General features: G+C 55.5%; 21 protein-coding genes and 1 pseudogene. 13 read left to right on the forward strand and 9 right to left on the reverse strand.

What is annotated here, in order from left to right; genetic code table 11:
* Window positions 1-6: 6 nt before the first annotated feature.
* Complete coding sequence (locus AFL22_RS05545; protein ID WP_010246177.1) at window positions 7-1,425, forward strand: L-fucose/L-arabinose isomerase family protein; 1,419 nt, start codon at window positions 7-9, stop codon at window positions 1,423-1,425.
* 112 nt (window positions 1,426-1,537) lie between these two features.
* On the opposite strand, the gene AFL22_RS05550 is transcribed toward AFL22_RS05545, so the two are convergent.
* Entirely contained in the window at window positions 1,538-2,668 is a 1,131-nt protein-coding gene (locus AFL22_RS05550; protein WP_033771482.1) for a mechanosensitive ion channel family protein, read from the reverse strand.
* 96 nt (window positions 2,669-2,764) lie between these two features.
* Window positions 2,765-3,499 carry a flagellar brake protein gene (locus AFL22_RS05555; protein ID WP_031592913.1) on the reverse strand — a complete coding sequence of 245 codons (735 nt, stop codon included), beginning with the start codon at window positions 3,497-3,499 and terminating at the stop codon, window positions 2,765-2,767.
* Window positions 3,500-3,709: 210 nt separating this feature from the next.
* Between AFL22_RS05555 and AFL22_RS05560 the strand changes: the two genes are divergently transcribed.
* Window positions 3,710-3,958 carry a GlsB/YeaQ/YmgE family stress response membrane protein gene (locus AFL22_RS05560; protein ID WP_010246168.1) on the forward strand — a complete coding sequence of 83 codons (249 nt, stop codon included), beginning with the start codon at window positions 3,710-3,712 and terminating at the stop codon, window positions 3,956-3,958.
* A 67-nt stretch (window positions 3,959-4,025) separates the two neighbouring features.
* Here the strand turns inward: AFL22_RS05560 and AFL22_RS05565 are convergent, their stop codons facing one another.
* The gene (locus AFL22_RS05565; RefSeq protein WP_052270926.1) at window positions 4,026-6,125 is read right to left on the reverse strand and encodes a TonB-dependent siderophore receptor; all 2,100 of its coding nucleotides are present in this window, start codon (window positions 6,123-6,125) and stop codon (window positions 4,026-4,028) included.
* Window positions 6,126-6,316: 191 nt separating this feature from the next.
* Entirely contained in the window at window positions 6,317-8,002 is a 1,686-nt protein-coding gene (gene treA / locus AFL22_RS05570) for an alpha,alpha-trehalase TreA (protein ID WP_010669886.1), read from the reverse strand.
* Window positions 8,003-8,212: 210 nt separating this feature from the next.
* Here treA and ghrA point away from each other — a divergent pair, with 210 nt between their 5' ends.
* From ghrA to AFL22_RS05600, 5 genes and pseudogenes are all read left to right on the forward strand, one after another.
* Window positions 8,213-9,154, forward strand: a complete 942-nt coding sequence (gene ghrA / locus AFL22_RS05575) for a glyoxylate/hydroxypyruvate reductase GhrA (protein WP_052270927.1) — start codon at window positions 8,213-8,215, stop codon at window positions 9,152-9,154.
* A gap of 39 nt (window positions 9,155-9,193) precedes the next feature.
* Complete coding sequence (locus tag AFL22_RS05580) at window positions 9,194-9,931, forward strand: phosphatase (RefSeq protein WP_022625827.1); 738 nt, start codon at window positions 9,194-9,196, stop codon at window positions 9,929-9,931.
* A gap of 604 nt (window positions 9,932-10,535) precedes the next feature.
* Entirely contained in the window at window positions 10,536-11,231 is a 696-nt protein-coding gene (locus AFL22_RS05590) for a hypothetical protein (RefSeq protein WP_064691199.1), read from the forward strand.
* A 465-nt stretch (window positions 11,232-11,696) separates the two neighbouring features.
* Window positions 11,697-11,891, forward strand: a pseudogene (locus AFL22_RS05595) (phosphatase); the annotation flags it as partial.
* Between the two features lie 27 nt (window positions 11,892-11,918).
* Window positions 11,919-12,485 carry a molecular chaperone gene (locus tag AFL22_RS05600; RefSeq protein ID WP_010246159.1) on the forward strand — a complete coding sequence of 189 codons (567 nt, stop codon included), beginning with the start codon at window positions 11,919-11,921 and terminating at the stop codon, window positions 12,483-12,485.
* A 122-nt stretch (window positions 12,486-12,607) separates the two neighbouring features.
* On the opposite strand, the gene AFL22_RS05605 is transcribed toward AFL22_RS05600, so the two are convergent.
* The 4 genes from AFL22_RS05605 to AFL22_RS05620 form a co-directional block, all read right to left on the reverse strand.
* Window positions 12,608-12,973, reverse strand: a complete 366-nt coding sequence (locus AFL22_RS05605) for a helix-turn-helix transcriptional regulator (protein WP_010246157.1) — start codon at window positions 12,971-12,973, stop codon at window positions 12,608-12,610.
* A gap of 72 nt (window positions 12,974-13,045) precedes the next feature.
* Window positions 13,046-13,306 (reverse strand): type II toxin-antitoxin system RelE/ParE family toxin, encoded by a 261-nt coding sequence (locus AFL22_RS05610; RefSeq protein ID WP_033757353.1) that lies wholly within the window; start codon window positions 13,304-13,306, stop codon window positions 13,046-13,048.
* 104 nt (window positions 13,307-13,410) lie between these two features.
* On the reverse strand, window positions 13,411-14,787 hold the full coding sequence (locus AFL22_RS05615; protein WP_052270929.1) for a CoA transferase: 1,377 nt from the start codon (window positions 14,785-14,787) through the stop codon (window positions 13,411-13,413).
* Window positions 14,788-14,833: 46 nt separating this feature from the next.
* On the reverse strand, window positions 14,834-15,718 hold the full coding sequence (locus tag AFL22_RS05620) for an EamA family transporter (protein WP_010669895.1): 885 nt from the start codon (window positions 15,716-15,718) through the stop codon (window positions 14,834-14,836).
* 172 nt (window positions 15,719-15,890) lie between these two features.
* Between AFL22_RS05620 and AFL22_RS05625 the strand changes: the two genes are divergently transcribed.
* Window positions 15,891-16,616 (forward strand): glutamine amidotransferase, encoded by a 726-nt coding sequence (locus AFL22_RS05625; RefSeq protein ID WP_052270930.1) that lies wholly within the window; start codon window positions 15,891-15,893, stop codon window positions 16,614-16,616.
* On the opposite strand, the gene AFL22_RS05630 is transcribed toward AFL22_RS05625, so the two are convergent.
* The gene (locus tag AFL22_RS05630; protein WP_052270931.1) at window positions 16,604-17,167 is read right to left on the reverse strand and encodes a methyltransferase; all 564 of its coding nucleotides are present in this window, start codon (window positions 17,165-17,167) and stop codon (window positions 16,604-16,606) included. The two genes, AFL22_RS05625 and AFL22_RS05630, sit on opposite strands and share 13 nt — an antisense overlap.
* 232 nt (window positions 17,168-17,399) lie before the next feature.
* Here AFL22_RS05630 and AFL22_RS05635 point away from each other — a divergent pair, with 232 nt between their 5' ends.
* From AFL22_RS05635 to AFL22_RS05655, 5 genes are all read left to right on the forward strand, one after another.
* On the forward strand, window positions 17,400-18,920 hold the full coding sequence (locus AFL22_RS05635; protein ID WP_010669897.1) for an aldehyde dehydrogenase family protein: 1,521 nt from the start codon (window positions 17,400-17,402) through the stop codon (window positions 18,918-18,920).
* Window positions 18,921-19,988: 1,068 nt separating this feature from the next.
* Window positions 19,989-20,585: a hypothetical protein gene (locus AFL22_RS05640; RefSeq protein WP_010669898.1), complete on the forward strand. Its 597-nt coding sequence runs from the start codon at window positions 19,989-19,991 to the stop codon at window positions 20,583-20,585.
* Between the two features lie 23 nt (window positions 20,586-20,608).
* A complete protein-coding gene (gene tssJ, locus AFL22_RS05645; protein WP_052270932.1) occupies window positions 20,609-21,103 on the forward strand; it encodes a type VI secretion system lipoprotein TssJ in 495 nt (164 codons plus the stop codon).
* A 5-nt stretch (window positions 21,104-21,108) separates the two neighbouring features.
* Window positions 21,109-22,452: a type VI secretion system baseplate subunit TssK gene (gene tssK / locus AFL22_RS05650; RefSeq protein ID WP_010246132.1), complete on the forward strand. Its 1,344-nt coding sequence runs from the start codon at window positions 21,109-21,111 to the stop codon at window positions 22,450-22,452.
* A gap of 17 nt (window positions 22,453-22,469) precedes the next feature.
* A complete protein-coding gene (locus tag AFL22_RS05655) occupies window positions 22,470-23,705 on the forward strand; it encodes a DotU family type VI secretion system protein (protein ID WP_029519008.1) in 1,236 nt (411 codons plus the stop codon).
* Window positions 23,706-23,708: the final 3 nt, after the last annotated feature.

Genomic DNA, 23,708 nt, shown 5'->3' on the forward strand with positions numbered 1-23,708 from the left:
AGAGCCATGTCAACACTTCCTCAGCAGTTAACCTTCGGCGTCATTATTGGCAACCGGGGTTTTTTTCCCAGCTATCTGGTGGGCGAGGCGCGCCAGCAGGCGGTCGCGCTGTTTGAAAAGATGAACATTAATACGGTGATGCTGGATGAGACCCAGACCAATCTGGGCGGCGTCGAGACGCGTCAGGAGGCGAAAACCTGTGCCGCGCTGTTTCGTCAGCACCGCGAAGCGATTCACGGCATTGTGGTGCTGCTGCCAAACTTTGGTGATGAAAAAGCCATCGCGGAAGCGCTGCGTCTCGCCGGGCTGAACGTGCCGGTGCTGGTGCAGGCCGAAGAGGACAATCTGGATAAAATGGGGCTGGCGACCCGCCGCGACAGCTTCTGCGGCAAAATTTCACTCTGCAACAACCTGCGGCAATATGGCATCCCGTTTACGCTGACCCGCCAGCACGTCTGCGCACTGAGCGGCGACGTGTTTATGCAGGATCTGCAGCGGTTCAGCCAGCTCTGTCGGGTGGTGAATGCCATGCGCCGGGTACGCGTCGGGGCAATTGGTGCCCGGCCCGCCGGATTCAACACCGTGCGCTACAGCGAAAAGCTGCTGGAGAAGATGGGCATCGCGGTGGAGACCCTGGATTTATCGGAGATCTTTACCCGCACCAACCGGCTGCGCGATGACGATATCCGCGTGGCAGAGAAGCGTGAAATCCTGGAGGCCAACGCCGATGCGCGGGGGATTCCGGGTGACAAACTGGTGACCATGGCCAAACTGTTTGTGGTGATCAGCGAGTGGATCAGCGACAACGATATCGATACCACCGCCATCCAGTGCTGGACGTCGTTGCAGGAGAACCTGGGCATTAACGTCTGCTCAATCATGAGCGTGATGTCGGGCCAGCTGATGCCCAGCGCCTGCGAAGTGGATGTGATGGGGGCGCTGTCGATGTATGCGCTCGCCAGTTGCTCGCTGAACCCCGCCTCGCTGGCAGACTGGAACAACAACTTTGGCGACGAGCGGGACAAATGTGTGCTGTTTCACTGTGGTAATTTCGCCAGCGCCAGCCTGGAGTCAGCGACCATGGGCACGGCGGATATCATCGGCACCACCGTGGGCAAAGAGAACACCTGTGGCGCAGTGCATGGCCGCATGAAGCAGGGCGATCTGACCTATTTCCGCCTCTCTACCGACGACTTCAGCGGCGAAATCAAAGCCTATGTGGGAGAGGGAATGTCGGTCACCGATCCGCTGGACACGGTAGGTTGCCGTGCGGTGATCCAGGTGCCGCAGCTGGAGACACTGCTGGCGTGGATCTGCCGTAACGGCTTTGAGCATCATGTGGCGATGAACCACTCTGCCACGGCTGGTGTGCTGCAGGAAGCGTTCAGTGAGTATCTCGGCGTGAGCTGCTACCGGCATCAGTAAGCGGTAAGGCGGAACGGCTGAATGCAGGGGATGAAGCAGCCGGTGCGGTCACGATTCCGCCCGCACCGGCTTGTATGCCCGCCACTTCTGAAAAAGAAAGGCGGGCACTGATTTAGCGCGCCATTCTGCGCACCTCGTCATCGTCATTCTGCACCGCAACCAGATCCACCGGTGGCAGATTGCCGCCGCTGAACTCCACCTGACGAATCGGGAAGGCGAAGCGGATATTTCGCTCTTCCAGTGCTGCCATCAGCTGCAGGTTAATCTCCTGCTGAATATCCATGTACTTGTTGTAATCCGCATCCAGCACAAAATAGACCACTTCGAAGGTCAGTTTTGAATCCTCAAAGGCCAGGAAGTGGGCACGGTCAAAACGGGTGGTCTCAACGCCCTGGATAATCTCTTTCACCAGCGGGCTGATCTCACGGACCTGCTCTGACGGCGTGGCGTAGCTGATACCAAACTTAAAGACGATGCGGCGCTGCTGCATGCGCTTATAGTTGTGGATCGTCTGCTGCAACAGAATGGTATTTGAGCAGACAATCTGCTCGCCGCTCAGGCTGCGCAGTCGGGTGGTTTTCAGGCCGATGTGCTCAATGGAACCGGCAATGTCACCAAAGACAATAAAATCGCCATGCTCAAACGGCTTATCAAAGCCTATTGCCAGCGAAGCAAACACATCGCTCAGTACGGTCTGAATCGCCAGCGCAATCGCAATACCTCCGACTCCCAGGCTGGCGACCAGTGCGGTAATGTTGATGCCCATGTTCGACAGAATGGCCAGGAACATCATGATCCAGACCACCACCCGCAGCAGAATCCCCAGGATCACCGTAGTGACCGGGTTGCGCACGTGCAGCGGGTCACGCAGCAGACTTTTCAGCCATAGCCGGATGCCACAGTCGAGCCACAGAGCGAGCTGCACAATCAGCGCCAGGAACCAGCCGTGCGCGATGGTTACACTCCACGACGCGGGCAGATCGACAAACTTCAGGGCAATCAGCAGCGAAAAGATCAGCAGCAGGGTCTGGCTGGTACTGCGCAATATCTCCACCAGAATCGCAGTGGCGCGAACATGACGATGTTCGCTGTAAAGGGCAATCCGGTTGGAGATAAAGCGAATCAGGGTACGTAATACCCAGTAAATCACCAGCGTGGACACCACCACGATGGCGCTGTTTAACCAGAGTTCCTGATTAAAAAAGAGGGAGTGAAAACGACGTGAAGAGAGCCAGTTTTCCATTGGGGAGGGTCTCCTTGCTGGGTTCCGGTTTAAAAGAAAACAAGCAAGAAGCATAGCCTGGATGCGGCCCACCTGTGTGGCGCATCCGTAAAGCGGTTACTGGAATCGGGTCGATTTATCGCGAGCCAGGCGCTCAAGGGCAAAAATAATCTGCTGAAGCTGCCGCTCCTGCGCCGGGTTCAGCGTGGCAAAACGAAAGCTCAGTCGCGGTGTGATGCGGGTTTCATTTTTGCCGGTCACCACGCTGCGCTCGCCAATGCTCAGCAGCTTTACCGGCACGTCAAAATGGCCATACTCGCCCAGCTCGACCCGGAACGGGTTGAAACTGTCACCGTCCTGCAACCCGTCCGGCAGCGCTTCATCGACCAGCACGCCGATACCGCCCAGCGACAGATCCTGCAGACGCAGGCGCGTTTTCCTGCCATCGGGCCACACGGTATGACACCAGAACTGCGGCTCCAGCGGAGCGCAGACACGGAAAAACTCACGTCGCTGGATCTGCCACAGCAGGTCTGGCAGCGGCGCGCTGAAAGCGGGTAACCCTTCAAACTCCACGATTTCCAGCGCGGCGAGGCTGAATTCCACTTTAGCGCCGTAGGTTTCCGCGGTGATACTGAGATCGTCGCTGGTCAGGGCATAATCGTTATCCAGATTATTACTGCCGAGGTCAAACAGCAGGCGATCTTCATCGGCAGCCAGCATCCGGCTGATAAACTGCCCACGCGGAAAGCGCACCAGTAATGGCGTCTGCAATCGCAGCAGATCTTTCATAACGCCAAGAACCGCCAGCGTGCCACGTTTTAGATATTGTTCCTGGTCGGCTTCTTTCACGTCCTGCTCCACAAGGGGGGTTACTTTATTGATGCGGTTTTTTTGCCTCGTCTCGGTTATCGGCGCGGCAAAAAAAAGCTTTAGCATGCTATTCATCAATAATAACTGTGAGCAGGCAGGCATTTTTTGAAAAGCTGGTTATACTTATCGCGGTAAATCGCTTGATTAATCAGGCGTTCACGATTTAATCAAAAAAGGAAGGAGCAACAGATGGGTATTATTTCCTGGGTCGTCTTTGGCTTAATCGCAGGTATTCTGGCTAAGTGGATTATGCCGGGTAAAGACGGTGGCGGTTTCATTCTGACTATCGTTCTGGGTATTATCGGTGCAGTAGTGGGTGGCTGGATCAGTACGCTGTTTGGCTTCGGCCGCGTCGATGGGTTTAACTTCGGAAGTTTTGTGGTCGCTGTTATCGGTGCCATCGTGGTGCTGTTTATCTACCGCAAAGTACGCAGTTGACCGTAAAGGTTTAAACGAAAAAGGGGACGAAGCGATTCGTCCCCTTTTTTTATCTCTCACTCTGCTATCAGAAGTCGTAACCGACTGTCGCCATTACACTGCGCTCTGCGCCCCAGTAGCAATAGCCCGTCCCGTAACAGCCCGCTACATAGGTACGATCTGTGAGGTTATTGGCATTGACCTGCACCCAGGCACCTTTCAGGCTGCTGTTCCAGACGCCGAGATCGGCCCGCACTGACGCATCAAACAGCGTCACCGACGGCACGCGCGTGGTGTTTTCATTGTCCGCCCACTGTTTGCCGATGTAACGCACGCCCGCACCCGCACTCAGACCGTAATCAAACTGATAGTGACCCCAGAGTGCAGCCATGCTGTTGGGTGTGACATATGGCGTATGTCCGTCGTTGCCATCTACCGACTCTTTAAAGCGCAGATGATTCAGCGTATAGCTCGCCACGGTGCTCAGACGCGGGGTTAACTGATTATGCGCTTCCAGCTCAATGCCCTGTGAATGCACTTTGCCCGATGGCGTATAAGTCGCCGTCAGCACGTCGCGGTTCGCCACATCTTTCTGCGTCAGGTCATAGACCGCCACGCTATAGAGATCGCGGGTGCCGACCGGCTGATATTTCACCCCAGCTTCATACTGCTCGGCGGTAGTTGGCTTCAGCAGGTTGTTGTTGGGATCGGTGAGCGCGGTCGGGGTAATCGCCTGGCTCCAGCTGACGTAAGGCGAGATACCGTTGTCGAAGGCATAGAGCAGTGCTGCGCGGCCGCTGATGTGATCATCCTGACGGCGATCGCTGCCGCTGTTATTGGCGACAATGCGGTCATAACGACCGGAGAGATCCAGATGCCAGCGATCCAGCTTCATCTCATCCTGCAGATAGAGGCCGGTCTGATAGTAGCGACGGGTTTTATCGGCCCAGGTGTAATCAGGCATGTCGCCAACCTGTTCACCAGTCCGTGCATTAAGCTGGTTGGCAGAGCCGCCAGCGGCAGTGATCTCATTTTTATAACGATGATACTCAGCACCCAGGGTGACGCGGTGCTCCAGCTCGCCGGTGCCGAACTCTGCCTGTAAGCGGTTATCGGTGGACCAGGCCGAGAGCGACGAGCGCTCGCCAGAGTAGTAGCGGTTCAGCAGATCGGGATTCACGCTGTCCCAGCCAATCTGATAGACCTGATCGAGATCGACATTCGAGTGGCTGTAGCTGCCGGTCGAGGAGAATGACCAGACGTCGTTAAAGCGATGGGCGAAATCGAAGCTGTAGATCTGCTCGCGACGCTTGAACTGATCGAGATCGCTGTTGCCCTCATAAAAGCCGTTGCTCAGCTTGTAGCCGTTGTGTTCGGTGAGGCTGCCGTCACCCGGTACCGAACCGTGATAGCCGCCCGACGGATCCTTCTGCAGATAGGCTTTCAGGATCAGATGCGTATCTTCATCCGGCTGCCACATCAGCTGCGGCATCAGCGCATATTTCTCTTCGCGGGTGTGATCGTACTGGGTATCGCTGTTGCGGGTCACGCCGGTCAGGCGAAACGCCCACTGATCGTTGATGGCATTGGTGTAGTCAAACATCGTGCCGGTGGTGGCGTTGCTGCCCGCCTGCAACTGGATGTGACCCTCTTCGCTGAACTGAGGACGCTTGGTGACCATGTTCACCAGTCCGCCCGGCACGGTCTGACCATAGAGCGCAGAAGAGGGGCCTTTGATCACGTCGATGCGCTCAAGGAAGGCGTTATCCACCTGCAGGCCGTTGAAACTGCCGCCGTCGCTCATCAGCCGCATGCCGTCGAGGAAGGTGTTATCGACATCGCCGCCATGGAAGCCACGCAGGGCAATGGTGTCGTAACGGGTCGCGGCACCGCCGAAGTTGGTGAAGACGCCGGAACTATAGCCCAGCGCCTGATTCAGGGTCAGCGCGCCCTGATCCTGCATCTGCTGGCGGGTAACCACGGAAATCGATTGCGGCGTGGTGATGAGCGGACGATCGCTTTTGGTTGCGCCCTGGCTGGTCGTCGCCAGATAGCCCTGGGTCGGCGAGGTCGAATCTTCCTGCGGTTGCGCGGTTACCACCATATCGGCAGCATAACTCAGAGCAGGCGCGGTCAGCGCCAGGGTGCATAGGGGAACATAACCTTTCAGCGACAATGACAGTTTCATCAAAATTCCTTTCTTGGCAAAGGTTCAGGCAGGTGAATAAAAGCTTTGATAGGCAATCTCATTATCATAATGAGAATTATTACCTTTTGTAAATTGGCTGCAATTTTGCCTGTTGATGAAAGAAGGTCAAGTAAAATTCGCGGAAATGAAGTGGGGATACCCCCGGCAAGGCCAGAGGTATCCAGAGTGGATTAAGGTTGTGAGGCAGACGCCTGCGGAATATCGTGGGCGCTGTTACAGGTTTTATCTTTCGGGCAGTACTTATCCAGCAGTTTCAGCGTGACGCCGTTGGTCCAGCCGAAGCCATCCTGCAGCGGATATTCACCGCCACCGCCGCCGCCGAGATTTTTGCCATCAACGACATATTTCTCCACCAGCTTATGCTCACGGTCATAGGTGTTCTGAACGTTTTGCAGGAAGCGTAATCCCACCTCTTTCGCCAGTTTTGGCTGGTTGTAATGCTCCAGACCTTCCACAGCAACCCACTGCAGCGGTGCCCAGCCATTGGGTGCATCCCACTGCTGACCGTTGTTCACGGTGGTGGTCACCAGACCACCAGGTTTCAGCAGCTGTTTTTCCACTGCGCTGGCGGTGCTTTCAGCCTGCTTATCGCTGGCGACCTGCAGATAGAGCGGGAACAGCGCGGCAGCAGTCAGCTGAGGATGGACCTGCTTTTTCTGCCAGTCATAATCGGCGTACCAGTTCTGTTTGCTGTCCCACAGATAGCGGTTGATCGCCGCCTGGCGCTTCTCCGCGCGATCGGCAAACTGCTTCGCCAGATCGCTCTGCTTGTTCATCTGATAGCCTTTCGACAGGGTCTGCTCCAGATGGAACAGCAGGCTGTTGAGGTCAACCGGGGCCAGCTGCGTGGTACGAATTGTCGACAGGTTATGCGCATCGGTAAACCAGCGCGAACTGAAATCCCAGCCCGACGCCGCACCGGAACGCAGCTCACGGTAGAGTTCGGCTTTATTCCTCTGCGGCGCTTTCTGGGCGGTGGCAATGTCATCCATCCAGGATTCTGTACGTGGCACGTCGCGCGCATCCCAGTAGCGGTTGAGCAGGCTGCCGTCCGCCAGCTTAATCACGCGCTTGCTGGCTGCGCCCGCCGCGACTTTATCGCTGTCTGCCATCCAGTAGTCATACTCTTTCTGCAGCTGCGGCAGATAACGGGTATAGGCTTTGCCGTTATCGTGCGTCGCCAGCAGATCGACCATCAGGCTGAAGAACGGCGGCTGTGACCGGCTCAGATAGTAGCTGCGGTTGCCGTTGGGAATGTGGCCATAGCGGTCGAGCAGCGAGGCGAAGTTATCCACCATATCCTGCACTTTATCCCAGTGCCCGCTCTCGGCCAGCCCCAGCATGGTGAAGTAGCTGTCCCAGTAATAGACTTCACGGAAGCGCCCGCCTGGCACCACATAGGGTTTGGGCAACGGCAGCAGCGAGTCATACTGACCGGCGCTGCTGGTGGTGCGCGTCAGCACCGGCCACAGGCCATCAATGTGGTCACGCAGGTTTTGTCCGGCTGGTGGCACATATTTGTCACCAGCCGCGGGCAGGGTAAAGTTGGCATCCACAAAGCGCTTAAGATCGAAATTGCGCTGTTTCTTCTGCATCTGCCAGTCGGCAAGAATTGAGGCGGGATCGAATTTCGGCACCGCATCCGCAAAGGTCTTTTGATCGGGATAGAACTTCGCCTGTTGCACGGCATTAAACAGCGGTCCTAAACGAACGTCAGGCGGCTGCGGCTGATTATTCAGCATGCGACTGTTGTCGTCGGCCTGGGCAGTGAAGGCGGGTACGCTCAGCAGCAACGTGAGCAGAAAGGGCGCATAACGCTGACGCCGTGGAGCGGCGTTTACCTCAATTTTTGTCATCGGTTTTTCTCCTTGTCCGAAACGCGGCCGCGCGTAACGCATTGACCACAGGACCAACTTTAGACCTTATCTGACCACTTCACCCTGAAGCGAGCCGGAAATGTGAAGCCACGGGAATTATTTTTATGGAAAAAACCGCTTTATTACGCTGGTTTTTTCTTGCTCTCACCTCGCTTTTCCCTGACGCTGAAAGAAAAAAAGGAGAGCAGGATGGAGATCATCTGGTATCACCCGTCGCAGTCTGCAGCGGCCTGGATTAACGGTTTACAACAGCGTCTGCCCCAGGCGCGGGTGCGTGCCTGGCAGCCAGGCGATAGTGGTCCGGCTGATTACGCGCTGGTCCGTTCGCCCCCCACAGAAATGCTGCAGGGACGCGCCACTCTGCGCGGCGTCTTTGCGCTGGGGGCAGGCGTGGACGAGATTCTGAAACAACTGCAGCAGAACCCTGAGATGCTGCCCGACAGCGTGCCACTGTACCGGCTGGAAGATACCGGCATGGCGCGGCAGATGCAGGAGTATGCGGTTCATAGCGTACTGAGCTGGTTCCGCCGTTTTGACGACTACCGTCTCCAGCAGCAGCAACAGTGCTGGCAGCCACTGCCCGCTTACACGCGTGAAAACTTTACTATCGGCATCCTGGGGGCGGGCGTGCTGGGGCAGAGTGTGGCGGAAAGCCTTAAACCCTGGGGATTCCCGTTACGCGTCTGGAGCCGCTCGCCCAAAGAAATTGATGGCGTGAACAGCTTTGCCGGTCGCGATGCATTGCCTGCCTTTCTGCAGGAGACGCGGGTGGTGATCAACCTGCTGCCGAGCACGCACGAGACCATTAATCTTATCGACCACCACTTTTTACAGCAGCTGCCGCACGGCGCTTTCTTCCTCAACATCGCGCGTGGCGCGCAGGTGGTGGAAGAAGATCTGCTGGCCGCGCTCAATAGCGGGCAGCTGAAAGCGGCGGCGCTGGATGTCTTTCAGGTTGAACCGCTGCCCGAAGCGCATCCGCTCTGGTCACATCCGCGCGTCACGATCACGCCCCATAATGCGGCGGTAACCTTGATCGACGAAGCTATCGACTACATCGCCCGCGCCATCACCCAGGACCAGGCAGGCGAGCCGCCGCAGGGCAGGGTGGATCGTCAGCGCGGCTATTAATGAACCGGCCCCGTCAGGGGCAATCAGCAGGAGAAGAGGATGTATCCGGTAGATCTGCATATGCACACCATCGCCAGCACGCATGCTTACAGCACGCTGCACGACTACGTGACTCAGGCGAAGCAAACCGGCATGAAACTGTTTGCCATTACCGATCACGGCCCCGACATGGCCGACGCGCCGCACTACTGGCACTTCATTAATATGCGCGTCTGGCCGCGCGTGATCGATGGCGTGGGTATTCTGCGCGGTATCGAAGCCAATATTAAAAATCAGCAGGGCGAAATCGACTGTTCCGGCCCGATGCTCGATGCGCTGGATTTGATCGTCGCCGGTTTTCACGAGCCGGTTTATGCGCCGCGCGACCGGAAACATCACACGGATGCGATGATCGCCGCGATGGCGGGCGGGCTGGTCCATATCATCAGTCATCCAGGCAACCCGAAATTCCCGGTCGATATCACGGCTATCGCCGAGGCAGCCGCGCACTACGATGTGGCGCTGGAGCTGAACAACTCCTCCTTTACCCATTCGCGTCCGGGCAGTGAACCGAACTGTCGGGCTATCGCCGCCGCCGTGCGCGATGCCGGTGGACGTCTGGCATTTGGCTCCGATTCCCACACCGCGTTTACGCTCGGAAATTTTGAACATTGCCTGCGCATCGCCCGCGAGGTGGATTTTCCTGAGGATCGGGTATTAAATGTCACGCCGCGTCGCCTGCTCGACTTTCTGGAGCTGCGCAGCGGCAAACATATTGCTGAACTGGCTGACTTTTAGCGCCATGCCAGGTAAGCAACACGCTCACCATGATGAAAATCCCCGCTTTTATCTGCGGGGATATAATGACTGAGGCGAGTATTTTACCGTAACGTGTTCTCTTATCAGCCCGGAAAGGGCGTGTGGCAAGACCTGAAGCTTAAAGCTGAGAGAGCACTTAATAACTGAAAAATGGTCTCAATCGTTCGGGTTAGCAATGTCAACGGGGCGGTTCGTCCGGGCGGGTAATGGCGTAAACTTTAAGTTCTACTCTGCTCTTTATTGATCGCGTTAGATCAAAGCGTAGAATTACCACGCCTGGTAACGCGCTTTACTAATTTAATAGTTAACCATGCTAATAGCAAAGCTGAAATTATTATTGCTATGAATAATGCATTCGCTGTTGAAGGGAAAATTTGAAATGGATTTACGATTTCACCGAGCTTCATGTAAGCATCTTCCGAAAGGGTTCTGAAGATGATTTCCGGGATCACTATAAGATAAAATAGAGTAAATACGGTGTATAAAGCCAGCCACTTGATCCTTTTCATAAGCCATTCTCTTTGCATACCTTTCACTTCAGTATACAATCGTTGCATAAGGAATTCTACACAAAGGGATGAGTATGAGCATGTCTTATCTTAAGATTAAACTTCAGGCAGAGCGAACCATTGCGCTTAACTTTGAGAAGGCACTTGCTGAGTTACATCAAACAATGCTTGATACAGGAAGGGGGATTGTGTCTGGCGCTCAACGTGCAAGCGGCTATGGTTCATGCTTTTTTGATGACTACAAGGATGTTTGTAATCAACTTAAGCAGGAAGATTTGCGATACCTGAAGCAACTCAGAATGCTGTTTACCCGGCAGGACGTGGTTTTAGAGATGGTAGAAATATACTTCAGAAAAAAACTGAGCCGTATTGGTGATACAGGCATCCAGAACATACAGAGACTGTTAGCTGAAAAAGCGTCTGATTATGCTTCTGGTAAATTCTCTAAACTTGCTATAGCACAGTTAATCGCGCTCGTTATTACACAATCCCGGGATTTCAAACAGTCACATATTAATGTAATTAATGCTACAAGTTCGTATGCCGTAACCGCTTTTAAATTTTATGGTAAGTTTGAGATTGCCACAAAAGCAGCAAGAAAATTACGCTTCGATGATGCGGAGTATTACTTCGACTTATATAATGCTAATTTAGAAATGTTCTATTATTTGATTGAGCCGGAAATGTCTAAAATAATCTATTTGAAAAATTCAGGTTCCACTAGCGAAGAGCAGATTTTAAATCTACTAAACAAGATTTTAATAAAATGAAGGCGATCCTTCGCTGGCTATATGCCTGGGTAAGTCAATCCTTCTTTGGACTTATACCACCAGCGGCCGGTCTGGTCGGGGCCATTTTTTTTGTAAGCGTTTTTCCTACATATGGTCTGCTGTTCGCTTTTCTATGGATCCTTTTAATTATTTATTTTTGTGGAAAATATTTTCGCTATTACTAGTGGAGGTAAGCCCCCGTATGAAAAGTGCTTTTTATTTTATTCTATTTTTTTATGAAAATTTACGAGTTTGATGAGCCTGTTATTGCATATCTTCATTCCGCCTGGCTAATAGTTCATCAGAATCAGAAGTTGCTGGATGATGTATTCTGAAGTTTTCTATGCAAAATTAACCAGTTGCTTTAAGATTTTTTCTGAAGTATGAACTCACTTTCTGGCTGAGATAGCCAGGTGTAAGGGTGGATTACTCAGAGTCCCGGTCATCGCCGTTGTTAAGACCGCCGATGCCGGTGGACGGCTGGCATTTGGCTCCGATTCCCATACGGCGTTTACGCTCGGAAATTTTGAACATTGCCTGCGCATCGCCCGCGAGGTGGATTTTCCTGAGGATCGGGTGTTAAATGTCACGCCGCGTCGCCTGCTCGACTTTCTGGAGCAGCGCAGCGGCAAACATATTGCTGAACTGGCTGACTTTTAATTTACTTGCCTCAAGGAAATCTGACTCATGAATGAGTTTTCCATTCTGTGCCGCGTGATCGGCTCACTGTTTAATCGTCAGCCGCAGGACCCGCTGCTGGTGCCGCTGTTTACGCTGCTGCGTGAAGGCAAACTGCAGTCGCAGTGGCCGCTGGAGCAGGATGAGCTGCTGACCCGTCTGCAACAGAACAGCGATCCCCAGGCGCTGGCCGCCGATTACAACGCGCTGTTTGTTGGCAGCGATTGCAACGTGCCGCCGTACGCCTCACAGTGGCCGGAAGGCAAAACGGAGCCAGAAGTGCGTGCGTTTTTAACGTCACGCGGAATGCCGCTGAGCGATGCGCCTGCTGATCATTTTGGTGTGCTGATGCTGGCTGCGTCATGGCTGGAAGATCAGTCAGCGGAAGATGAGAGCGCGGCGCAGATGGCGCTGTTTGAAGAGTATCTGCTGCCGTGGTGCGGTGCTTTCCTGGGGAAAGTGGAAGCGCACGCGACCACCGCTTTTTATCGTACTCTTGCCATGCTGAGCCGCGAAGCGATCCAGGCGATGTACAACGAACTGCTGGATAGCAGCGAAGAGACGCCTGACGCCTGATTCACCACGTCGCCGGGTGCGTACCCGGCGCACAGTGCTGAATCATCTTTCTCAATGGGTTCTGGGGGGATTCTCTGGATACGGCGTGCTTTTTTTCGGGCACCTGAACCCTCTTAATCGGCTTACAGGATTAACTGCCCGGGTCGGCAGCCATACAGTTTTGCGAGACGTTCACGCGTCTTTTTCTGCGGCTTACTTTCAATACGCTCCAGTTGAGAGATCGCACTTTGCGTGGTTCCCAACTGCTGAGCCACATCATGCTGGCTGAGCCCCCGCCAGATGCGCCAGGCCGCCTGAAGACTCACTTCCTGCTCAATCATGATCCCTGCAACGTCGTGCGGGATCGTCTCATCGTCGTGCTCGTCAGCCTCCACAGGAATAGTCTCCCATTCGCCATCGCTGGCCGAGAGCAGCCTTTCATATTCCGCCACCGGCAAGACCACAAACTGGGGTTTGCCTGCTTCATCATAGATGTACTGTTTTGACATAGTTTATCCGGGTAATTGTGTGTCGCAGCAGAGGTCGTGAGTGCGTAAGGCTATGCCGGTATCCCAAAAACTTTAGTAAGTGACGGATGTTCTTCTTGCTACCTCTGTAATTTCCAGAATCACCGGTTCGCCACCGGTTAACGTAAAAAGGACCCGGTAGTTGCCAACCCGCAGCCGGTAGTGGTTATCGCTGCCCTGCATTTTTTTAATGTCCAGTGTGACGACCGGGAAACTGACTAACTCACCCACCTTCTGGTAAATGATTTTCTGGTAACGTTTGTCGATCTTCATAAGGTGCTTCAATGCCCGCCTGGACCAGTCTACCCTGACCATTCTGCACCCCGTTTCAATGAACTTCGTCCCTGAGTCATGTGTAAATAATAATATGGAAATCTAATGTCATCAACATTATTTTTCTAATTATCTAATGTATTGCTTCACCACGTCGCCGGGTGCGTACCCGGCGCACAGCCAGGCGTCGCACAGAGCTGTGGGGTGCCGGGCAGCCAGGCGGCCGCTCGCAGCCTCACTCCAAACCCCCACGGCGTTAATTCGTAACAGGGCAGGTTATCCTTAACCTGCGGCGCAATGCCGGAGCCTGTGCGCTGATCGGTGGGATGCTGCTGCAACAGCCACGCGGTGCGCGCCAGCGACAGCCGGACCTGGCTGCCGTGGCCCTCAGTAATGCGTCGCCGTAATCCCTCCAGCACCGCCGCCGCCAGCAGATAGCCGCTGGCATGATCCAGCGCCTGCACCGGCAGCGGGACCGGTTTATCGCTCTGCTGCCACTGCATGCCTCTTTCAGCAATGCCGCATCCCATCTGCACCAGACTGTCAAAACCCCGGCGATTGCGCCACGGACCCTGCCAGCCCCAGGCATTCAGGCCGGCATCAACCAGACCGGGTGAGAGTGACTGAAGGGTCTCCGCGTCAAACCCGAGCCGTTCCAGCGCATCTGCCCGATAGCCATGCACCAGCACGTCCGCTTCACGCAGCAGGTGGATAAACTGCTCGCGATCGGCGGTCTGAGTCAGATCCAGCACCGCTCGTCGCTTGCCGCAGCTCATCTCTTCATCCAGCGTCGGCTCCTGCCAGCCGGGCGGATCGATGCGCAGCACGCTGGCTCCCAGGCTGGCAAGAAAACGGGTAGCGACCGGCCCGGCAATAATCCGCGTCAGATCCAGTACTTTGATGCCCAGTAAAGGACGAGCTTCGGCCAGCGGCCACGCCGGCGCCGCTGCCTGTTGTGTGGTCTGCCAGCTAAATAGCGGTTCGCGCTGCACGGCCTGGCCCTGCGGATGCTGCTGCCAGGCGGCGGCACTGCGCATCTCTGCGGCACAGCCACCCGCATCAATAACGGCCTGCTCCAGTTCGCTGGCCTGCCACTGTTGCACCTGCTGCGCCAGTGCTGCGCGATCGGCGTGCGCGCCCAGCACCCGCTCCATCGCCAGCCGGTGATGTGCGGCGTTGGTGTGCAGACGGATCCAGCCATCCTGACTGCGATAGTCACCGGCAAACGCATCCCACATCGCGGGTGCCGCGCGATTCAGCGGATGGAAGCTCTGCTGAAACCAGCGTGACGCCAGCCGGACGTTAACGGTGACGGGCGGAGAGAGTTCAGGGCGGGATGTGGCGATAAGCGCAGCAGCAGCCTGCGTTGCCAGACCGATACTGGTGGCCGCCAGTTCACTGACGGCAAAGGCAGAAGAGAAGGTGGCGCGATCAACGAAGGCGGGGAGAGGCCAGGCGGCATCGCGACCTCGCAATCCCTGCTGCATCTGCTGCCAGAGAGAGGCGGCAAGCGGTGAGTCCATGTTGTGCTTCCTGAGAGAAGTGATTTCTCAAGCATAGCACGCGGGATTAACGCCGCCGCAGGCGCGGGAAGCGGGCATGCATCCGCAGGCTACGCAGGTTGATTACGGCAATAGCGGTACCAAGGATTACCAGCGACGCACCGATAATCTTGAAGCTGTTGAGGCTGTCGCCCAGCACCACAATCCCCATCAGCACGGATAATACCGGCGTCAGCAGTGAGTAGGGCATGATCAGGTTGACGTTATATTTCTTCAGCAGCATATACCACAGCGTATAGGCGACAATCGACGAGGCGATAGCGCTGTAAAGAATGGCAAACCAGCCATGCCAGCCCGCATTTTGCAGGGCGTAGAGCTGATGTGATTCCATCAACAGACTGGATGCGCCGACGACAGGAATGGCCAGAAACGCAATCCAGCCGGTCATGGTCAGCGGTTTAATCGGCGGTGACTTTTTCACAATCAGGTTGCTGACAGCCCAGCCGGTGGCGCTGCACAACAACAGACAAAGTACCCACCACGACGGAATCGTCGGGCTGCCGGAGAGCACGACAACGCCGCTCAGCGAGATCATAATGCCCATCAGCTGCACCAGCTTCAGCTTCTCTTTCAGCACCACCATCGCCAGCAGCATGGCAATGGGTGTACCGAGCTGAACCACAATCGCGCCGGTGCCGGCATCGGTATAGCGCAGGCCGACAAACAGCAGCGAGAAGTGCATAAAACCGAACGTGAAAGCCAGCAGCAACAGCCAGGGTAGCTGCTGACGGTTAATCCGGCAAAACGGTACCAGTACGATGGCGACGACCACAAAGCGCATAAACGTCAGGAAAAGTGGCGGAAGCTCCAGCAGGCCCCATTTCACCGCAACGTTGTTGAAGGCCCAGATTGAAACCACCATCAGAATCAGAAAAAAATGCCGCACAGCCACGATAATATCCTTTCGATGTTTTTTGCTTAGCCCGCTAATGATGGCACGAACTGCGGCATTGCAGCCAATCGCAGGGAGAAATTTTCTGCGATTGCGGCGCAGCCTGATGAGACTTTCGGGCGCGTTGCTGGCAGACTGATTTGAAACGACTTCTTAAAGGAACTGATTCGGTATGACCTACACGTCCGCCTTACCCCTTGCGTTAATTCAGCTTGAAGTCCCACCTGCAAACGTTGTCTCAGAGATTGGTGAACAGCCGCGCTGGTTCATCGACGCGTTAAACCTGCAACCCGATGAATACCTGATTGTACGGCCCCATCTGGGCGAGGCGCTACCCGCTTTCGACCAGATTTCCGGGGCGATCCTCAGCGGTTCCTGGGCGATGGTCACCGATCACGCTGACTGGAGCGAACGCAGCGCCGTATGGATTCGCGCAGCGATGGATCACGGCTTGCCGCTGCTGGGGGTCTGCTACGGTCACCAGCTGATGGCCTATGCGCTGGGTGGCGAGGTGGCGGACAATCCCAATGGATGGGAACGCGGGCTGTTACCAATCAACTGTATGCCGGAGGCGCAGCGCGATCCGCTACTGAAGAAATTGCCACAGGACTTCAGCGTCTGGCTGTCACATCGCCAGTCGGTGATCAGCGCGCCACAACAGGCGCAGGTGCTGGCCGCCTCTGCGCGCGATGGCTGTCAGATTGTCCGTTATTCGCCGCAGGCGCTTTCAGTGCAGTTTCATCCTGAATTTTCACGGCACATCATGAACGTTTGTATGCCCAAAGGCTGTACAGAAGATGGGGCAAACGAGATGGAGGGGAAAGACTGGGCGCGTGAGTTGCTGGTGGCGTTCTGGCAACAAACGCGCCCTGCAATGGCGCAAGCTCAGGGTGCGTAGTGACGCGTGCAGCGATAGACCCAGGCGGGTGGCACGTTTTTCATCACCCGCTGGCGCTCCCAGGTGAAGTAGCGCGACAGGTCTGGCTGAGTCAGCGAGGTATACTGGAACTGTACAAAGACGCCGTTGGGCCCGAGCGCGTTATACACCGCACGCAGAATCGCCTCACGCATTTCAGTGGGTAATGAGAGCAGCGGCAGGCCGGAGAAGATCACGTCATATTCTCCGCTCAGGTATTCCGCTGAACAGGTGCGCACCGTCATGCGCGGATCGTTCAGCGCATTAAGCTTATCGGCCAGCGTGCTGCTGATCTCAAAGGCATCCAGCGTGGCATCGGGTGACATCTGCGCCAGTATCTGCCGCGTCAGTACACCGTCGCCCGCGCCGAGTTCGGCAATACGTAACTTTTCAGGCCATTCCACCGACGCAATCATGGTGCGGCACAGCGCCTCTGACGAGGGCGTAATGCTGCCCATCTTGCGCGGGTTGCGGATAAACTGATGCACGAAATTGGCTTTAGCGCGCATCAGGGTAAAAGCTGAAGCCAGCATGCTCATCTCCAGAATGAATTCATCCTCACGTTGACCCCTTTGTGCCGCACAAGTTTCTCTCTGACCAGCCTTTTGGGTAAAAGTCGGAATTATCTAAAGACGAAGCGTAAACACCCATTCCTTCGGGGCGGTCACAGTTTCCGGTTAACAGAACTGACAGGCTCTTGATGATGCTTCATGTTAATAATAAGTTTCATCATTGTTACATCAGTCACCTGTCAGGAGAATGATCATGCGTTATGCCGCCCCCGGAGAACAGGGTTCTCTGATTACCCTACAAAAGAATTATGGCAACTTCATTAATGGTGAATTCGTCGCGCCGGTGAACGGCAACTACTTCACCAATACCTCCCCGGTGAACGGCTCTGCGGCCGGTGAGTTTCCGCGCTCAGACGTTGCCGATGTTGATAACGCTGTGGCTGCTGCTGCAGCGGCGGCGGAAGCCTGGGGCAAGACCTCGCCGCAACAACGCTCGCTGCTGTTACTGAAAATCGCCGATCGGCTGGAACAGCATCTGGAGACGATGGCGGTCTATGAAACCTGGGATAACGGTAAACCGGTACGCGAAACCCTGGCGGCCGATATGCCGCTGGCCGTCGATCACTTCCGTTACTTTGCCGGTTGTGTCCGGGCGCAGGAGGGCAGTGCCGCCGAGATTGATGAGTTCACCGCCGCCTATCATTTCCATGAGCCGCTGGGCGTGGTAGCGCAGATCATTCCATGGAACTTTCCGCTATTAATGGCGGCGTGGAAACTGGCTCCGGCACTGGGCGCGGGTAACTGTGTGGTGCTGAAACCGGCTGAGCAGACCCCGCTGTCGATCACCGTTTTTGTCGATCTGATTAAAGATCTGCTGCCGCCGGGCGTGCTGAACGTGGTGCATGGGTTCGGCAAAGAGGCGGGTGAAGCGCTCGCCTCCCATTCCGGCATCGCCAAGGTAGCCTTCACCGGCTCTACCGCAACCGGCGGTCATATTCTGGAGCTGGCAGCAAAAAGCCTGATCCCCTCGACCGTTGAGCTGGGCGGTAAATCACCTAACATCTTCTTTGAAGACATCATGCAGGCGGAGGAGAGCTTTATAGAGAAAGCCGCCGAAGGCGTGGTGCTGGGTTTCCTGAATCAGGGCGAAGTCTGTACCTGTCCGTCGCGGGCGCTGGTACAGGAGTCGATCTACGAACCCTTTATGGCGGCCGTGATGAAGCGGGTAAAAACCATCAAACGTGGCGATCCGCTGGATACCGAAACCATGGTGGGCGCGCAGGCGTCGCAGCAGCAGTTCGATAAAATTCTCTCTTATCTTGAGGTTGCCCGACAGGAGGGCGCGGAAGTGCTGGTGGGCGGTGGCGTAGAGAAGCTGGATGACTCACTTAACAGCGGCTACTACATTCAGCCGACACTGCTGAAAGGCAACAACAGCATGCGCGTTTTCCAGGAGGAGATCTTTGGCCCGGTCATTGGCATCACCACCTTTAAAGATGAGGCAGAAGCAATCAGTATCGCCAACGACTCCATCTATGGGTTAGGTGCTGGCGTCTGGACCCGCGATATCAACCGTGCTTACCGTGTGGGCAGGGCGATTAAAGCCGGGCGCGTCTGGACCAACTGTTATCACCTCTATCCGGCGCACGCCGCCTTTGGCGGTTATAAGAAGTCGGGTATCGGGCGTGAGACCCACAAAATGATGCTGGATCACTATCAGCAGACTAAAAACCTGCTGGTCAGCTACAGTATCGAGCCGCTGGGCTTCTTCTAGTTCTGGCCCGCAACCTGCCAGGATAACCCTGCACTCTTCCCTCAGAACCACGCTACGGCGTGGTTTTTTTGCTCCACATAGCCGGGCATGCTGAGAAGCATCAGAAGCATGGCGATGGCTGCAATGCCGATAAAGAACAATTAATCAGTCCTTTCTTAAAGCGACGCCGGGCCGTTTTGCGCTTCGCTTACCTCGCTTCACGACCACCTCATCCTCAGCCCTTTATGAACCGTCCCATAATGAAACAACTTGCTGATTTGTAAGCATTATCTCACTGTTTTTTACGCTAAAAACTGCCACGTATTACGGTCACCTCGCCGTTAACCTTCATTACGGCCTGGTGAAACAGCGCCATTTTTTACATGAGTTTTTTTAATGCTGACTACAGGAGTGTCTGGTTTCTGTGTAAGAATACTTCATAGTTGCTCATCTTGTTAAGAATAATCCTAAGCGAGTGATTAAAAGTAACACATATTTGCACTAAGTAAATTACTTAAACTTTACTTAAGTAAAATCTTATGAAAGTGGCCCGTTGAAATTTTGTCAATCTTCTGTAAACTCGCAGCTTATGTTTACAAAGGAATTGTGATTTCATACCTACGGGCAGGATATACCTGGCTCGTGCGGTAGCTATGAGCTTATACACATCTTGTAACTTACTGAATGTGATCGTGAAAACAGGAAAATCAGCCTGTGCTCTGCGATTTTTCCTTTTGTCAGCGAATAGCGTCACAACTGTAAATCTGAGTCAATATGTCCGTTTTTCGGCCAGGGATGGCATAAGTAAAGCTTGGGTTTTGCCTTCCTCATCCAATCTGACGGAAAAAAATAGATCATGTTTCTGATCATTTCTTGCCAGCTCAGATTTCTCGCTGCACCTGTCCCGGTCGCCAGAGTAGCTTTTTAATAGTTAACGTTAGTTGATCTTTTAAAGTGCCTCGCCATGGCACTTTAACGCTATTTGCTTAAGGTTTTTCTTTTAGGCTGGCACTAAGTGGCGCTCTATCAGCACCACATCCCCGATTTTCATTACTGACAACCGGCCTCTGGCCACTCTCCAGGATATGAATGGAACACAACATGAAAAAAATGGTGAAGCTCCGTATTGCGTTAGGCCTGATGTTTGTTTTTTCTGTCGCGGGTTGTAAAACGCCGCCAAAAATGACGGATGACACGCTGGTCACCAGCACCGTGGATGGCGTGGTGATCAGTCACCGTTATGCGGTTAAACCGCCTGCGCAGTTCAGCCCGGTCAATGAAACCTACCGTGCGCTCTATCCCGCTTCGGTGATGAGCCATCCGAGTTTTGGCGGCAAGGTGGTGGAGACGCTGAAAACCGGCGAAAGCTACACCGTGATTGGTCAGGTAGAGAACAACTGGCTGGCGCTGGGTGAACCCGCTCAGGCGTCAGCAGAACCTGAACCGGGTAAAGCCAGCAGTGCCGTTAAAGAGTCAGCGCCCTCCGCAGCACCGCAGGCAACCGTTCAGCTGACCGGCTATGTGCCGTTTCGCGCCGTGGTGAAAAGCGAGCTTTACGATCAGACGATTAAGGCTGACCAGCCGAAGCGCCGGGTGCGCAGCAGCAAGAAGAAAACCTGTGTTGCGGTAAACGGTGACAGCACCGCCTGCCAGAACAGCACTAACGGAACCTGGATTATTAACTAATCGCACTAAGCAGGGAGGGCGGGATGATGACAACAACGCTATGGCGTGGGGCGCTGATAGTGCTGCTGACGTGGCTGATGACCGCGTGCAGCAGTACTCCACAGCCCGTTGCCTGGTACAACCTAGACGTTCAGGCGCAAAACCAGGTTAACGGCGGTGCGCCGCTGAAAGTCCGGGTGGTATTACTGACCTCCGATGCGGAGTTTATGTCGGCTGACTTCTACTCCCTGCAAAACCAGTCCGCTAATGCGCTGGGTAATGCGCAACTCAATACGCAACAGTTCTTCCTGACTTCCACTCAGCCCCATAAAACGCTGCGGATGAAGAGTCTGCCCGAGGCGCGCTTCATCGGCATCATGGCGGAATATCAGGCGCTGGATGGCAAGGTCTGGCGACTGTCGCTGCCGGTTCCCGAAGGCGAATCACCCTCATTCTGGGCATTCTGGAAGCGTGACGATGGTGAGCTGAATGCGCGCATTGTGGCGGGGATTAACGGCCTTCGCGTGGAAAAACAGTGATGTCTATGAACAGAGCCGAAAAGGTGGTCTGGACCGAGGGGATGTTTCTGCGTCCTCACCATTTCCAGCAGTCAGAAAATTATCTTCTCAGCACCCTGCGTGAGTGGGGCCAGTCGCAGCGCGCCTATACCTGGGGTTTTTACGATCTGGAGTTCGATGAAGCGCTGCTGCGCCAGGGGAAACTGGCGCTGAGCGCCGCCAGCGGTTGTCTGCCTGACGGCACGTTTTTTGCCTTCAGCCAGCCACAGCACGGTCCGGCCCCGCTTGATCTGCCTGCCTCCGTTGACCGCAGCAAAGTGGTGCTGGCCATTCCGGCACGCCGCAATGGCCGCGAAGCGGTGGCCTTTCAGGAGTCGCAGGATTCTCTGGCGCGCTACCTCGCCTGGGAAGCAGAAGTGGAAGATGACAATGCCCAGGCCGTGGGCAGCGCCACGGTGCAGTTCGGCAAACTGCGTCTGCGGCTGATGCTGGAACAGGATCTGACCGCCGAGTGGACCGCCATGGGCGTGGCTCAGGTGATTGAAAAACGCAGCGACAACCACATCCGGCTCGACAGCGACTACATCCCGCCGATGCTGACGCTTAACAGCAGCCGTCCGCTGCAAAACATGTTCAACGATCTGCACGGGCTGATCCAGCAACGCAGCCAGCAGCTGAGTCAGCGCGCGCCGGGCACCGGTCGTTTTAACAGCGCGGATATGGTCGATTTTATGCTGCTGGCGCTGCTCAATCGTCAGCTTGGCCTGCACACTCATCTGCAACATCTTCCGCTGCTGCATCCTGAAACGCTCTACAGCCACTGGCTGCAACTGGCGGCGGAGCTCAGTACCTGGACGCCAGCCCGCGCGCCCGATGGCCTGCCGCTCTATGATCATGACGATCTGCACAGCTGTTTTAGCCGCCTGTCACTACTGCTGCGTCAGGGGCTGTCCCAGGTGATGGAAGAGAGCGCGATTCAGCTGCCGCTGATTCAGCGTTCGCACGGTCTTAACGTCGCGACCGTGCCGGAGAGCAGTATGGTGCATGAGTTTGGCTTTGTGCTGGCGGTGAAAGCCAGCGTGCCAGCCGACACCCTCAAAACCCACTTCCCGGCGCAGATGAAAGTCGCCCCGGTCAGCAAAATTCGCGATCTGGTGCAGTTGCAATTGCCCGGTCTGGCACTTCGGGCGATGCCCGGCGCGCCGCCGCAGATCCCGTGGCATGCCGGATACAGCTATTTCGAACTGGATAAGAACAGCGAGCTATGGAAAGAGATGGAGCGCTCGGGCGCTTTTGCGCTGCATCTTGCCGGTGAGTTTCCAGGTCTGAACATGGAGTTCTGGGCCATTCGTAGTCAGTCAGAATCATAAACTGAGCACGCAGCATGATGCAGGAACAACAAAAATCACACAGCGATCTTGCGCCGGAGGCCAGCCATCAGAATGTGCTGGTCGCGGCGGCCAACCCCCTGATTAACGCCATTCCTCAGATCCGTCACTCGGTATCACATGAAGACCCGGCGCAGCTGCGTCAGCAGCTGATCGATCAGATTCGGCGCTTCGAGCTGAGCTGCCAGCAGTCAGGCCTGGGCTATGAAGTGATCATCGGCGCACGATACTGTCTCTGTACCGCGCTGGATGAGGCGGCGGCGCTGACGCCGTGGGGCAGCCGCGGCGTCTGGACCAGCAATGGTCTGCTGGTCACCTTTCACAATGAAACCTGGGGCGGCGAAAAGTTTTTCCAGCTGCTGGCTAAGCTGTCGCAGAACCCCAGGCGCCACATTCTGATGCTGGAGTTGATCTACTTCTGCCTGCTGCTGGGGTTCGAAGGACGCTACCGGGTGCTGGACAACGGTCGCTCGCAGCTGGAGACCATCAAACAGCGCCTGCTGCAGATGATCAAAAGCGTGCGCGGCAATTATGCAGCGGCGCTGTCTCCGCATCCCACCGATCAGCCGGTCCTGCGCAAATTGTGGCGGCCAATGATCCCGCTGTGGGCCTGTGCGGCGGTGGCGGGGCTGGCGGCCTGTCTGTTCTACATCGTGCTCAACTGGCGTCTCGGCGATTACACCTCGCCGGTACTGGCCCGTATCTATCAGACGGCGCTGCCGGAAGTGAAGATCGGCAACCCTGCGCCACCACCGCCCGCCACGCTGAACCTGCGCGCTTTCCTGAAACCGGAAATTGATGCCGGGCTGGTAGCGGTGCGTGACGAAGCGGACCGCAGCGTGGTGACGCTGAAAGGGGACGGACTGTTTGCCTCGGCGGCCACCGAGGTGCGCGGACGTTACACCGACGTAATCCAGCGCATCGCTGCTGCCATGAACAATGTCAGCGGCCAGATTCAGGTGATTGGCTACAGCGATAACGTGCCGATCCGCAGTGCCCGCTTCGCCTCCAACTTTGAGCTTTCGCTGGCGCGTGCCCGGTCAGTACAGACCCTGTTGCAACAGCAGCTGGCGCAGCCGTCACGGGTGAAAGCGGAAGGGCGCGGTGAAAGCAATCCGCTGGTGCCTAATAACAGCGCAGAAAATCGCGCACGTAATCGTCGTGTTGAAATTACCCTGCTGGTGGCACCGGATGCGACGCATGCTGAACTCAACGGCCTGGCGAGAGGGAACTGATCC

The organism is Pantoea sp. CFSAN033090, from assembly GCF_001264395.1.
In the GTDB taxonomy this organism is placed as follows: domain Bacteria; phylum Pseudomonadota; class Gammaproteobacteria; order Enterobacterales; family Enterobacteriaceae; genus Pantoea; species Pantoea agglomerans.

Bases quoted from the DNA above. Each gene is read 5' to 3' on its own strand.
- AFL22_RS05545 (WP_010246177.1), top strand. From the start codon at position 7: ATGTCAACACTTCCTCAGCAGTTAACCTTCGGCGTCATTATTGGCAAC.
- AFL22_RS05550 (WP_033771482.1), bottom strand. From the start codon at position 2,668: ATGGAAAACTGGCTCTCTTCACGTCGTTTTCACTCCCTCTTTTTTAAT.
- AFL22_RS05560 (WP_010246168.1), top strand. From the start codon at position 3,710: ATGGGTATTATTTCCTGGGTCGTCTTTGGCTTAATCGCAGGTATTCTG.
- AFL22_RS05565 (WP_052270926.1), bottom strand. From the start codon at position 6,125: ATGAAACTGTCATTGTCGCTGAAAGGTTATGTTCCCCTATGCACCCTG.
- treA (WP_010669886.1), bottom strand. From the start codon at position 8,002: ATGACAAAAATTGAGGTAAACGCCGCTCCACGGCGTCAGCGTTATGCG.
- ghrA (WP_052270927.1), top strand. From the start codon at position 8,213: ATGGAGATCATCTGGTATCACCCGTCGCAGTCTGCAGCGGCCTGGATT.
- AFL22_RS05580 (WP_022625827.1), top strand. From the start codon at position 9,194: ATGTATCCGGTAGATCTGCATATGCACACCATCGCCAGCACGCATGCT.
- AFL22_RS05590 (WP_064691199.1), top strand. From the start codon at position 10,536: ATGAGCATGTCTTATCTTAAGATTAAACTTCAGGCAGAGCGAACCATT.
- AFL22_RS05600 (WP_010246159.1), top strand. From the start codon at position 11,919: ATGAATGAGTTTTCCATTCTGTGCCGCGTGATCGGCTCACTGTTTAAT.
- AFL22_RS05605 (WP_010246157.1), bottom strand. From the start codon at position 12,973: ATGTCAAAACAGTACATCTATGATGAAGCAGGCAAACCCCAGTTTGTG.
- AFL22_RS05610 (WP_033757353.1), bottom strand. From the start codon at position 13,306: ATGGTCAGGGTAGACTGGTCCAGGCGGGCATTGAAGCACCTTATGAAG.
- AFL22_RS05615 (WP_052270929.1), bottom strand. From the start codon at position 14,787: ATGGACTCACCGCTTGCCGCCTCTCTCTGGCAGCAGATGCAGCAGGGA.
- AFL22_RS05625 (WP_052270930.1), top strand. From the start codon at position 15,891: ATGACCTACACGTCCGCCTTACCCCTTGCGTTAATTCAGCTTGAAGTC.
- AFL22_RS05630 (WP_052270931.1), bottom strand. From the start codon at position 17,167: ATGCTGGCTTCAGCTTTTACCCTGATGCGCGCTAAAGCCAATTTCGTG.
- AFL22_RS05635 (WP_010669897.1), top strand. From the start codon at position 17,400: ATGCGTTATGCCGCCCCCGGAGAACAGGGTTCTCTGATTACCCTACAA.
- AFL22_RS05640 (WP_010669898.1), top strand. From the start codon at position 19,989: ATGGAACACAACATGAAAAAAATGGTGAAGCTCCGTATTGCGTTAGGC.
- tssJ (WP_052270932.1), top strand. From the start codon at position 20,609: ATGATGACAACAACGCTATGGCGTGGGGCGCTGATAGTGCTGCTGACG.
- tssK (WP_010246132.1), top strand. From the start codon at position 21,109: ATGAACAGAGCCGAAAAGGTGGTCTGGACCGAGGGGATGTTTCTGCGT.
- AFL22_RS05655 (WP_029519008.1), top strand. From the start codon at position 22,470: ATGCAGGAACAACAAAAATCACACAGCGATCTTGCGCCGGAGGCCAGC.